Origin of the sequence: Microbulbifer mangrovi (assembly GCF_002009015.1) — a bacterium.
Lineage (GTDB): Bacteria > Pseudomonadota > Gammaproteobacteria > Pseudomonadales > Cellvibrionaceae > Microbulbifer > Microbulbifer mangrovi.
In genome coordinates this window covers 1-12,002 of sequence record NZ_LZDE01000235.1, presented here as the reverse complement: position 1 = coordinate 12,002, position 12,002 = coordinate 1, and the positions used below count along the sequence as shown (strand labels likewise).

At 60.1% G+C, this 12,002-nt stretch carries 11 protein-coding genes; 5 read left to right on the top strand and 6 right to left on the bottom strand.

The window, feature by feature from the left end:
• Window positions 1-102: 102 nt before the first annotated feature.
• From hemL to B4U49_RS03505, 4 genes are all read right to left on the bottom strand, one after another.
• Window positions 103-1,386 carry a glutamate-1-semialdehyde 2,1-aminomutase gene (gene hemL, locus B4U49_RS03520; protein ID WP_078083195.1) on the bottom strand — a complete coding sequence of 428 codons (1,284 nt, stop codon included), beginning with the start codon at window positions 1,384-1,386 and terminating at the stop codon, window positions 103-105.
• A 173-nt stretch (window positions 1,387-1,559) separates the two neighbouring features.
• Window positions 1,560-2,351 (bottom strand): bifunctional hydroxymethylpyrimidine kinase/phosphomethylpyrimidine kinase, encoded by a 792-nt coding sequence (gene thiD / locus B4U49_RS03515; protein ID WP_078083194.1) that lies wholly within the window; start codon window positions 2,349-2,351, stop codon window positions 1,560-1,562.
• Window positions 2,352-2,464: 113 nt separating this feature from the next.
• A complete protein-coding gene (gene hemJ, locus B4U49_RS03510) occupies window positions 2,465-2,887 on the bottom strand; it encodes a protoporphyrinogen oxidase HemJ (RefSeq protein ID WP_078083193.1) in 423 nt (140 codons plus the stop codon).
• Between the two features lie 74 nt (window positions 2,888-2,961).
• Window positions 2,962-4,779: a chloride channel protein gene (locus B4U49_RS03505; RefSeq protein ID WP_078083192.1), complete on the bottom strand. Its 1,818-nt coding sequence runs from the start codon at window positions 4,777-4,779 to the stop codon at window positions 2,962-2,964.
• A gap of 121 nt (window positions 4,780-4,900) precedes the next feature.
• Here B4U49_RS03505 and argC point away from each other — a divergent pair, with 121 nt between their 5' ends.
• From argC to erpA, 4 genes are all read left to right on the top strand, one after another.
• Window positions 4,901-5,956, top strand: coding sequence for an N-acetyl-gamma-glutamyl-phosphate reductase (argC, locus tag B4U49_RS03500; protein ID WP_078083191.1), 1,056 nt, complete (start codon window positions 4,901-4,903; stop codon window positions 5,954-5,956).
• 72 nt (window positions 5,957-6,028) lie between these two features.
• Window positions 6,029-6,769, top strand: a complete 741-nt coding sequence (locus B4U49_RS03495; RefSeq protein WP_078083190.1) for a DUF6776 family protein — start codon at window positions 6,029-6,031, stop codon at window positions 6,767-6,769.
• A gap of 98 nt (window positions 6,770-6,867) precedes the next feature.
• Window positions 6,868-7,278 carry a bactofilin family protein gene (locus B4U49_RS03490; protein ID WP_239692459.1) on the top strand — a complete coding sequence of 137 codons (411 nt, stop codon included), beginning with the start codon at window positions 6,868-6,870 and terminating at the stop codon, window positions 7,276-7,278.
• Between the two features lie 152 nt (window positions 7,279-7,430).
• Window positions 7,431-7,784: an iron-sulfur cluster insertion protein ErpA gene (gene erpA, locus B4U49_RS03485; RefSeq protein ID WP_078083188.1), complete on the top strand. Its 354-nt coding sequence runs from the start codon at window positions 7,431-7,433 to the stop codon at window positions 7,782-7,784.
• Between the two features lie 34 nt (window positions 7,785-7,818).
• On the opposite strand, the gene B4U49_RS03480 is transcribed toward erpA, so the two are convergent.
• Window positions 7,819-8,931, bottom strand: coding sequence for an anhydro-N-acetylmuramic acid kinase (locus B4U49_RS03480; protein WP_078083187.1), 1,113 nt, complete (start codon window positions 8,929-8,931; stop codon window positions 7,819-7,821).
• Window positions 8,932-10,302: a peptidoglycan DD-metalloendopeptidase family protein gene (locus B4U49_RS03475; protein WP_078083186.1), complete on the bottom strand. Its 1,371-nt coding sequence runs from the start codon at window positions 10,300-10,302 to the stop codon at window positions 8,932-8,934.
• Window positions 10,303-10,620: 318 nt separating this feature from the next.
• On the opposite strand from B4U49_RS03475, the gene tyrS reads away from it, so the two are divergent.
• Window positions 10,621-11,928, top strand: a complete 1,308-nt coding sequence (gene tyrS / locus B4U49_RS03470; RefSeq protein ID WP_078083185.1) for a tyrosine--tRNA ligase — start codon at window positions 10,621-10,623, stop codon at window positions 11,926-11,928.
• The last annotated feature ends 74 nt before the right edge of the window (window positions 11,929-12,002 follow it).

The following is a 12,002-nucleotide window of genomic DNA, read 5'->3' as shown; positions in this document are numbered from 1 at the left end:
GGATGGGTTTACGGCGTGTCTCGTAAACCTGCCCCCGCTAGCGGTGCCGCCACTTGATTCGATTCAAAGTGATGATCCGGGGTGGGGGCTTTTCGGGCCCGTTCAATCCAAGCGTGCAAACACCTTGCGCGCCGCAGCAATGGTGGCTTCGATATCCTCGTCGCTGTGCGCGGCGGACATAAAGCCGGCTTCGTAAGATGCCGGGGCGAGATAAACACCTTCTTCCAGCATGCCATGGAAGAAGCGATTGAAGCGCTCGGTATCGCAGGCCATGACCTGCTGGTAATTGGTCACCTGATCCGCATCGGTAAAGAAGAAACCGAACATACTGCCTACCTTGTTGGCGGTAAGCGGAATACCCGCTTCTTTCGCCGCAGCCAGAACCCCTGCCACCAGGCGGTCGGTTTTCTCGGTCAGGGTGTCGTAGAGGCCCGGCTCCTGAATCAGCTGCAGAGTTTCCAGGCCGGCGACCATCGCCATCGGGTTACCCGACAGGGTGCCCGCCTGATAGACCGGGCCCAGCGGTGCTATCTGCTCCATGATCTCGCGTTTACCACCGAAGGCGCCCACCGGCATACCGCCGCCGATCACCTTGCCCAGTGTGGTGATGTCCGCCTCGATACCGTAGTGGCCCTGGGCTCCGGTCAGGCTGACGCGGAAACCGGTCATTACCTCGTCCAGGATCAGCACCGCTCCGGACTGGTCGCAGACCTCGCGCAGCGCTTCCAGAAAGCCCGGCACCGGCGGGATGCAGTTCATATTGCCCGCCACTGGCTCGACGATGATGCAGGCGATCTGATCGCCGATTTCAGCGAAGCACTTTTTCACACCCTCGATATCGTTGTAGGTCAGGGTAATGGTGTGATCTGCCAGCGAAGCGGGTACGCCGGGGGAGGACGGTACACCCATTGTCAGGGCACCGGAGCCTGCTTTTACCAGCAGGGAGTCGGAATGGCCGTGATAGCAGCCCTCGAATTTTACGATCTTGTCGCGGCCGGTGTAGCCGCGGGCCAGGCGGATGGCGCTCATGGTGGCTTCGGTACCGGAGTTCACGAAGCGCACCAGGTCCATATTCGGCCACACGCGACACAGCTCTTCCGCCAGCTCGGTTTCCAGCTCGGTGGGGGCACCAAAGCTCAGGCCAGACTGCGCTTGCTCAACCACCGCCTCGATCACGTCCGGATGCGCGTGCCCCAGCACCATGGGGCCCCAGGACTGAACGTAGTCGATATAGCGCTTTTCATCGGCATCGTAGAGGTAGGCACCCTCGGCGCGCTCGATAAATACAGGCGTGCCGCCCACTGCGCGGAAGGCGCGGACTGGTGAATTGACGCCACCAGGAATGACTTTTTGGGCTTCGGCGAAGAGGGATTCGGACTTGCTCATAGCTATTCGGGAACCGGGTTGGATTTAAAGATGGGATGGAAAAGGCATTTAAAGTTGCGCGTATTATCTTCACCGCCGGGGCTTGCCGCAAACGCCGGCGCGGTTTGCGCAACAGGAATCAACCCGGGAGTGCCCGGATTGGTAGTGGAAGCGAGAAAGGCTGAGTTGGGGCTTCAGTCCTTGCAGGTCCAGAACAGCCGGTTTGGTACCGGTCGGCCCATACCCAGACGACGGCTGCCGGCGATGGCGCTCCAGGTGAACTGCTGACTGCGGTTCACTGCCTCGAGAATGTTCAGACCGTGGGCAATATGACAGGCGATGGCGGTGGTCAGGGTGCCGCACACGCCGTAGGCCGCCGGTGGCAAGCGTTTCCAGCGGAATTCGCGCAGCAGTCCGCGGGTTTCGTACAGGCGATTTTCAAGTTGCTGGTCGGCGGCCGGTACACCGGTGAGCAACAGGTAGCGACAACCGGTCTCCAGCAACTCCTGGGCCTGAGCATCGTGCACATCCGCCTCACCCGCCATGGCGCGCGCCTCGCGACGGTTCGGCGCTACCAGGGTGGCCAATGGCAACAGCAGGTCACACATGGCTCTCCATAGCGGCGGTGCCAGCAGGCTTTCCTTGTCCGCAAGGGTGGCGTCGGGGTCGATGATCAGGGGAATATCCGGGTAGTCGCGCAGCACGCTGTGCAGCGCATGCACGTTCTCCACCGAGCCGAGGTAGCCGATTTTGATGGCCGCTACCGGCATGTCTTCGAGTACCGCGCGGGCTTGCTCCACCAGCAGGCTTTCGTCCACCGGCGCGACGCCGGCCAGATCCCGGGTGTCGCCCACAGTAATCGCGGATACCACCGAGGTGCAGTGGCAGCCGAGGCTGGCGGCAGTTTCCGTATCCGCAGTGATACCCGCACTGCCACTGGGGTCGTGGTGGGTGACGGTGAGAATAATGGGCTGGCGTGTATCCATAACCGTTCAGGACCTGAATAGCGATGTAGTTATTCTAGTCTCGCCATTGGCCGGGCACGGACGCTTCGGTGCCCTACGGCGCCCCTTGGCTCCCAGGATCTTTGGTCCCGTGCTCAGAAAGGCCGGACCACGGCGAGTATCACGATCGCCAGCAGGGCCAGCACTGGCAGCTCGTTGAAGATACGGAAGAAACGGCCGCTTTTGCTGATGGTGCCAGCGGCAAATTTTTTCACGTAGGCGCCGCAGATATGGTGGTAGCCGATCAGCAGCACCACCAGGGTCAGTTTGGCGTGCAGCCAGCCGGCGGATTTGTAGTAATCGGGATTGAAGGTGATCAGCCACACGCCGAATACGATAGTGGCAATCATCGATGGGATTGCGATGCCCCGATACAGGCGTCGCTCCATGATGCAGAAGCGGTCTTTGCTCAGTGCATCGGTCGCATCTACGTGATACACAAACAAACGCGGCAGATAAAACAAGGCGGCGAACCAGCACACCATGGAGACGATATGAAAAGCCTTGACCCAAAGCATTGATGCTCCTTATCCGAAACGCAGTCCGGTTTGTTATTTGTTCAGAGTATGTCGCCGGCTTTCACCGCTGACCATTACTGTCGATAGTAGTGTTCAATTTGCTGCGGCAAGATGATACCCGCCACGTCGCTATTCAGTACACCCGGGTTCCCCTGGTCGTAGTCGCGACCGATATACAGGGCGTCGGCGCCGTGTTTCTCCAGCTGCTCCTGGGCCTCCAGCAGGGTGGCGCGCCAGCTGAGTGGTGCCAGTTGCAGTCGCTCGCCGGGTAGTCGCAAAAGGTCGACTTTCTCTTCTTCCCTGGCAGGGGTGTCTTCTGCCTCCGGTTCTTTTTGCGGGCGCTGCAGGAAATTGGCGAGGTCCGCGGTGCGCAGTGCCTGCGGGGTATCGACGCCACCGATCAACAGCCAGGCGGGCTGCTGCTCGATCAGTCGCTCGGCATGAGCCCGCTCCAGTCGCTGCGGGGTGACCACTACCGCGCGCTCCATCACGCTGGCGACCCCCACTCTGCTCAGCATCTGCGCGCGCCAGCTGGGGGTGCCACTTTTGCCCAGGGCGCGCAGTGATTCCTGGTAAATCCCCTCGCAGGAGAACAGCTGGCGGCTGATCAGGCAGGCCACCACGATGGTCATCATGCCGGGAAACAGCACGTTCGGGTTGTATGTCAGCTCCAGAATCGCAAGCAATGCGGCGAGCGGTGCATTGAGCAGTGCTGCCATCATTGCCGCCATCCCCACCATGGCATAGAGCCCGGGGCTGGCGGTGGCCGCTCCCAGCCACAGGTTGGCCAGGTGACCGCCGGCACCGCCGATACAGGCCCCCAGGATCAGGCTCGGGCCGATAACACCGCCGGGAATCCCCAGGCCTGTGGCCAGGGCCGTGGCGGTAAGTTTGGCGAGAACGATGGCAGACAATGCGGCAATCCCGAGTTGCCCGAGCATCGCCAGCTCCAGGGTGTCGTAACCGGTGCCGAGGATTTCCGGTACCCACAGCGCCAGCAGGCCGGTGACTATGCCCGCCAGAAGGAATCGCAATATTGGTGAATGCTTCTGCTGCAGCGGTACCAGGCGGCGCTGGCTGACGATAAACAGCGAGGCCAGGGCGCCAATCACCAGTGCACACACAAACAGGATCGGAAGTTCCGCTAGGGATTCCAGTTGCGAAGCGGGAACGCTGAATGCTGCCTGGTGGCCGAATGCGAGACGGGTGGCCGCGCTGCCGCTGACCGCCGCAATCATGACCGGCAGGAAGCCGGCCACGGTGTATTCCAGCATCACCACTTCCATGGCGAAGATCACTCCCGCCAGCGGTGTATTGAATGAGGCGGCAATGGCTGCGGCCACACCGCAGGCGAGCAGGGTGCGCGCGGTATTGTTGGGTAGGCGCAGGCGGTATGCGACCCAGCTGCCACTGGCGGCTCCCAGGTGTACCGAGGGGCCCTCGCGACCAATCGACTGGCCACTGAGCAGCGCCAGTGCTCCCCCGAGGAACTGTAAGATGGCATTTTTTAAGGGCATTTTGCCCTGGTGGTTATGCAGGCGATCCAGCACATGCACCACCCCGGTGGGGCGCCCGGACGGAGCGATCCATTGGAATATCAGCCCGAGTAACAGGGCGCCGCCCACGGGCAGGGCAAAACGCCATGTAGGGGGCAGAGACTCAAAGTCTTCCAGTTGCGGCAGGTAGAGGATCGCCGGTCCCTCGCTCAGCTGGCGAAAACCGATGACCACCAGTCCCGCGCAGATCCCGATGATCAGGGCCAGTAGCACCAGCAGGGACAGCGCCTGCTGTGCGGACAGCTGCGTCCGCGCCCGCTCTAATAACCCGCCGCGGCTCAAATGGGGAAGGGGGGCGGAGAAGGCCTGGGGTTCTGACTGCTGGCGGCGCCGCACGGTTAGTCCTTTAAATTCGGTGGCTTATGGTAGAGTGCACGGCTCAGTATACAGGGGACATGGCCCGCCAGCAGCGGGCGGCGTGGGCTCCCCCAGGGACAGTGATCAGCGAGGAACAGAAGTGAGCGTCATCAAAGCGGCAATCGTAGGTGGAACAGGGTATACCGGCGTAGAGTTGCTGCGCCTGCTGTCGGGCCATTCCGGGGTGGAGGTGCGAGCCATTACCTCCCGTGCGGAAGCGGGCACCCCGGTCGCGGAACTCTTTCCCAGCCTGCGTGGTCACTACGATCTGAAGTTCACCGCCCCGGATGTCGATACGCTGGCCGCCTGCGATGTGGTTTTCTTTGCCACGCCCCACGGTGTGGCTCAGGCGCAGGTGCCGGAACTGGTGGCGCGCGGTGTTCGGGTCATTGACCTGTCCGCAGATTTCCGTTTGCAGGATATCCCCACCTGGGAGCATTGGTACGGGCAGGAGCACGCCTGTCCCGAGCTGGCCGCGCAGGCAGTGTACGGCCTGCCGGAAGTCAATCGGGCGCAAATCGGTGATGCCCAGCTGATTGCCTGCCCGGGTTGCTATCCCACTGCAATCCAGTTGGGCCTGATCCCGCTGTTGGAGGCCGGGCTGGTTGAGCCCGCAGGGCTGATCGCCAATGCGGCCAGTGGTGCCAGTGGCGCGGGTCGCCAGGGCAAAACCGATCTGCTGTTTGCGGAGAACAATGACAGCTTCCGCGCATATGCTGCCGCGGGCCATCGTCACCTGCCGGAAATCGAGCAGGGGCTGGGGCTAGCGGCTGGCGGTGCCGTGGATTTGACCTTTGTGCCCCACCTGTTGCCGATGGTGCGCGGTATCCACGCCACCATGTACGCCAAGCTGAAGAACCCGGCCGCCGCCGAGGCTGCCCAAGAGGCGCTGCAACAGCTGTTCGAGCAGCGTTATGCCAGCGAGCCATTTGTGGATGTGATGCCGGCCGGCAGTCACCCGCAGACGCGCAGCGTAAAGGGCACCAATGTGTGTCGCCTGGCGGTGCTGAGGCCTCAGGGGCGCGATACGGTTGTTGTCCTTTCGGTCATCGACAATCTGGCCAAGGGGGCCTCTGCCCAGGCGGTACAGAATATGAATATCATGTTTGGCCTAAATGAGAACCAGGGGCTGGAGAGCCCGGCACTGCTGCCTTAGAATCGGTGGCAGTGGCTCGATAGATAAATACACGACACAGAATCCACACAAAAAAGACACTATCCGGAATCCATGACGCGCAAAGTTAAAGGCAGCAAGCAATACCGTATGAAGGTGGTGCCCCACAGGCCCATCCACGGGATTTTCTCTGTGCTGGGGGTGACCCTGCTGGTGCTGTCTACCAGTGCAGGCGCTTTTTTTGCGGGTCAGTACCAGCTGAGTAAAAACCTGGATGAGAAAACCCGGGCTCACGTCAGGTCTATGGAGGAGGTGGATCGCCTGCGCACCGAGATCGAGAGCCTGCGAGTGCGCGCGGCCACCGCCGAACAGTCCGTGGCCATTGGCGAGCAGGCAAGTGAGTCTGTACGCGCAGAGCTGGTGGCGAAGGAAAACCAGATCGCTGAGCTGCGTCAGGAAATCTCCTTCTACCGCGGCATCATGGCGCCCTCAGAGGGTAGCGATGGGGTATCCATCGGCCGTTTCAGTATTTCCGAAGCGGGCGAGCGTCGCTATCAGTACAAGTTACTGGTTCAGCAGTCTGCGGCCCGTCATCAGGTGGTGACCGGTGCGGTGCGCTTTACCATCGTTGGTCAGGTGGATGGCGAAGCGCGCCGTTACGCTCTGGCTGATCTCTCGTCGGAGGTGGAGAGCGAGTCTATCCCCCTGCGATTCAAGTACTTCCAGAATATCGAGGGAGAGCTACAGTTGCCGGAGGGCTTTGTACCCGAAGGCGTCGAGCTGTCGCTCAAATCCAGCAAGCGCAAAGGTTTCAGTATTGACCAGCGCTACGGCTGGCTGGTGCAGCAGAGTTGATTGCTGAAGCGGGCGCAGCAGCGCGCCAATGGAGTGACCAGACTCCGCTCAATTCATGAGGTTTTGGTTGAATTATGTTGAAAAAGAAAGAGAAAACTATGGCTAGCACTGGTGGCAACAATACGACTCTGATCGCGCGTCACACCGAAGTAACCGGCGACCTGCACTTCCGCGGCAATCTGGTCATCGAAGGTCGCGTCAACGGGAACGTATGTGCGCACAGTGACAGTGATGCCCGTCTGCAGATCGTCGATGGCGGTGTAGTCGAGGGTGAAATCCGTGTGCCCAACGTGGTGGTCAACGGCAACGTGAAAGGCGACGTACACGCAAGTGGTCACCTGGAGCTGGCTTCCAAGGCGATTGTTGAGGGCAATGTCCACTACAAACTGATCGAAATGGTCAAGGGCGCCCAGGTCAACGGTTCCCTGGTATCCAATGTCGAAGTCGACAACACCAGCGAGCCCCGTATGCTGGGTTATTCCGAAGAGGCAACCATCGACGCGGAATAATGTGACGGGCGCGGCTGGCCAAACCCGTTCAGACTGGCAATACTTGACCTGTTTGCTGGGGTTTACCCATAATGCGCCCGCACCGCTGTCATCCGGCAGTGGGCAGTCGCGCCTTCGTGGCGTCGACTGCAAACTTGTTTCGAGAGTGATTTATGTCTGAAGCTGTTTCCTTTTCTCCCGATCCCGTTCAGGTGACCGAGAAGGCCGTTGCCAAGGTCAAAGGGCTGCTGGAAGAGGAAGGCAACCCGGAGCTCAAGCTGCGCGTGTTTGTTACTGGCGGCGGCTGTTCCGGCTTCCAGTATGGCTTTACCTTTGACGAGTTGGTGGCCGAGGACGATGCTGTAGTCGAAAAAGACGGCATCCAGGTCCTGGTCGACGCCATGAGCTACCCGTATCTGGTGGGTGCGAGTGTGGATTATGAAGAGGGGCTGTCTGGCTCGCGCTTCGTGGTCCAGAACCCTAACGCGTCCGCTACCTGCGGCTGCGGATCTTCTTTCTCTATCTGAATCCGGGGCTTTTCCGCGCCAGCAAGACCTGACGTCAGGCGGGATATATCCCGCCCAGAACGGTCTCTTTGTCGGCGCCGGTCACTGCCGGGCAGTTGCCGTGCATACCGAGCATGGTCTGTCGGGCCAGCCAAGCAAAGCCCGCTCCTTCTACCCAATCCGCATCAATCCCGTACTCGTCCGTAGCGGTTACCGACCACGTGGGAAGGCGTCTGCGCAGACGCTCCATCAGGTCATCATTGCGGGCGCCGCCGCCGCATACCAGCAGCTCGCCGCCGCGGGCGAATTCATGCACGCCATTGGCGATAGAGGTCGCGGTGACTTCCGCCAGTGTGGCCTGTACGTCAGCGGGGGGCACTTCCAGCCCTGCACTGGCGCGTTCCAGCCAGCTGGGATTGAAAGCTTCCCGGCCGGTGCTCTTGGGCGCCGGCGCGGCAAAAAAGGGATCTCCCATCAGGCGATTGAGCAGTGTGGGGTGGGGGGCACCACTTGCCGCCCAGGTGCCGTCGGCATCGTAGGGCTTGCCGAGGTGCAGTTTTACCCAGTAATCCAGCAGCGCGTTGCCGGGACCGGTGTCATACCCTCGTACCTGGCCATCGGCAGCCAGCTCGGTGATATTTGCCATACCCCCGATATTGACCACTGCACGGTCGCGGCTGGTGCGGAATACCGCGTTATGGAATGCGGGCATCAGCGGAGCGCCCTGGCCGCCGAGGGCCATATCGCGACGGCGGAAATCCGCTACCGTGGTGATGCCGGTCAGCGCTGCAATGGTATTGGGGTCGCCCAGTTGCAGGGAAAAGGGGGTGGAAACACTGCCCGGGGGTCTGTGTCGCACGGTTTGCCCGTGACTGCCTATGGCCTTGACTGCAGACGGCTTTACGCCGGCTTTTTGCAATACAGCCAGGGAGGCCGCGGCAAATTCCTGGCCGAGGCGACGGTCGAGTTGCCCTGCGCGGTCGAGTTCAGAAGGGCCGGGCGCGCAGAGCGCCAGAATGGCCTCGCGCATCTCGTTTGAGATGGGGTGCCCCAGGGCGGCCCGGGTGTGGCAGCGGAGCTCGCCGTCAATCTCGGTAAACTCCGCCAATACCGCATCGATACAGTCGACACTGGTGCCCGACATCAGGCCAATGTAGAGGTCCGTCATTCAGTTTACGGAGTCCTTCTCGTCGCTGTTCTGCGCCAGTGCGGGCTGCTCGAAGCGTTCCAGCTGCGCCATCAGGGGCTGGGTCTGGGTCTGGAAGCGGGCCATCTCCGATTTGGGAATGGCTTTCGCCTTGGGAAGCTTGCGCACAATGGTGGCCGGATTGCGGTGATGGCCATCCACCAGGAATTCATAGTGCAGGTGCGGGCCTGTTGCGTAACCGGTAGAGCCCACGGTGCCAATCACCTGACGCTGCTTGACCCGCTGACCGCGCTTCACACGTTTTTTGTTGAGGTGCAGGTAGCGGGTGATGTAGCGCTCGCCGTGCTGGATGAACACGTAATTGCCGTTGGCCTTGCTGTAACCGGCCTTGATGACCCGACCGTCACCAGCGGAGTACACCGGAGTGCCGCGCGGGGCCGCGTAGTCGGTACCGTTGTGCGGACGGCGGGTTTTAAAGATCGGGTGTAGACGGCGCGGGTTAAAGTGCGAGCTGATGCGGCCGATATCCACCGGGGTGCGGATAAAGGCTTTGCGCATGCTCTTGCCGTCGGGGGTGTAGTAGTTGGTGTCGCCGTTGCTGTCGGTATAGCGTACCGCACTGAAGGTCTTGCCCTGGTTGGTAAAGGTCACCGCCTGAATCGATCCATTGCCGATCTTCTCGCCGTCGAGAAACTTCTCGTCAAAGATCACGCTGAAGCTGTCGCCCTTGCGAATGTCCAGAGCGAAGTCGATATCCGAGCCGAAGATGTCGGCCATTTCCATGATCAGATTATTGCTCAGGCCGGCCTTGGTGCCGTCCACAAACAGTGAACTCTCAATCTTTGCCTGTCGGAATGCGGTGTACTGCTCCGCTTCGCGCTGGTGCAGGGCGTACTTGTACTGATCGGAGTTGTCGCGGCTGAATTCCACCTTGCTGAGGCGGTCGCGATGCAGCTCCAGGCTTTGCAGGCTGCCCTCGCCGTCGATCTGGAATGTCAGCTCTTCACCAGGTACCAGCTTGGCCAGCTGCTTTGCCTCTTTACCGCTGGACAGCAGCTGGTACATCTCGGCGCTACTGATGCCGGCACGTTGGAACAGATCGGACAGGGTATCGCCGTTGCGTACCGTTTCCTGTACCACCCGCAGTCCTTCCATAACACTCTGGGGCGCATCGGTAGACGCCGCGGCTTCTGCGGGCGCCGCCTGTACCAGATCTACCGGGGTGCTGAGGGAAACCTCCAGCGAAGTCCGCTTGGCTTCCACTTCCGGGGTGGATACGAAGAGCGTCAGCGCCAGGGCAAAGCTGGCTGCACCCGCGGCCAGAGCGTGAGTGCGAGGGAAATGTTTGCCCAGTGCGCCCAGCAGGCGTGGGTTCTTGCGTTGTTTCTGCATGATCTTAAACGGGGGTAGCGCTGACGTTAGTTTTAATTGGGTTCCGGCGGTTGTGCCTAAAAAACGAACACCGGGACGACTTTATAACAAAATTCACGCCCTGGTTCACGGGGTAATTGACCTGTCTGTCCATGATTCGGTTCCTCTGTCTTGCCACAAAATCCGGTTGTGAGCCCGAAACCGGGCCGGTCCGCGCCAGTGCGCGGCGCCGCTTGTATTTAGCGCAGGATTCGGTACATTTGCAGCCCAATTTTTGCCCGTCGATTGTGGATTCGCGGGTTGTCTAGAGCACATCTGAATTTATCGCAAGGGGATACCATGGCCGGAGTGGATGCGACACTGCTGGAAGATCTTACGCGCCGCGGGCTGGTCAATCAGGCCACTGGTGATGGCGAGCTGGAACAGCACCTGGCAGAAGATAGTCGCACACTGTATTGCGGCTTTGATCCCACTGCGGATTCCCTGCATATAGGCAGTCTAGTCCCGCTGTTGACTCTCAAGAGGTTTCAGGCGGCAGGTCATCAACCGATTGCGCTAGTTGGCGGCGCAACCGGCATGATTGGCGACCCCTCCTTCAAAGCGCAGGAGCGCTCACTGAATACCCCTGACGTTGTGGCGAACTGGGTTGAGAAGATCAAGAATCAGGTCAGTGCATTTGTCGACTTCGATGCCGAGGATAACCCTGGCATGGTGGTCAACAATCTGGATTGGACCAAAGATCTCAACGTGCTCGACTTCCTGCGCGATGTCGGCAAGCACTTCTCGATCAACAATATGGTGAACAAAGAGTCCGTCAAGCAGCGGATCCAGCGTGAAGGCGAAGGTATCTCCTTTACCGAGTTTGCCTACATCCTTTTACAGTCCATGGACTTCTCCGAGCTGTACAAGCGCCACAACTGCACCCTGCAGATCGGTGGCTCCGACCAGTGGGGCAATATTACCGGCGGTGTAGACCTGACCCGTCGCCAGCATCGAGGAAAGGTCTTTGGGCTGACCCTGCCGCTGGTGACCAAGGCGGATGGCACCAAATTCGGCAAGACCGAAAGCGGCACCATCTGGCTGGATCCCCAGCGCACCTCGCCCTATGCCTTCTACCAGTTCTGGCTGAATACCGCGGATGCTGACGTGTACAAGTTCCTGCGTTACTTCACCTTCTTGAGCGTGGATGCTATCGACGAGATTGAAAAGGCTGACAGTGAACGCGCTGGTCGTCCAGAGGGGCAGGGTATTCTGGCAAAAGAAGTAACCCGCTTGGTACACGGAGAGGAAGGTTTGACCGCTGCGGAGCGAATCTCGGACGCGCTGTTCTCCGGCGACCTGAAGGATCTGTCCGAAAGTGACTTGGAGCAGCTGCGCCTGGATGGCCTGCCCAGTTCAGAGTTACCGGAAACATTTGGTGAGCTGAGCCTGATCCACCTGCTGGTGGAGGCGGGAATGGCGCCTTCCGGCAAACCGGTAAAAGATGCGCTGGGTCGCAACGCGGTATTAGTGAATGGTGCCGGTGTTGGCATGGAAAGCAATGCCGAGCCGGCGACGGTTTTTACTTCTGAAAATGCTCTGCATGGACGTTTCTTTATCGTTCGTCTGGGCAAGAAGAAGTACCACCTGTTCAGCCGCGCGGCATGAGCGAAATTTAGCCAAAAACGGCGTGAAAAATCTTTTTTACAGTTTTGTCATAAAAGTACTTGCGAACCCCATTG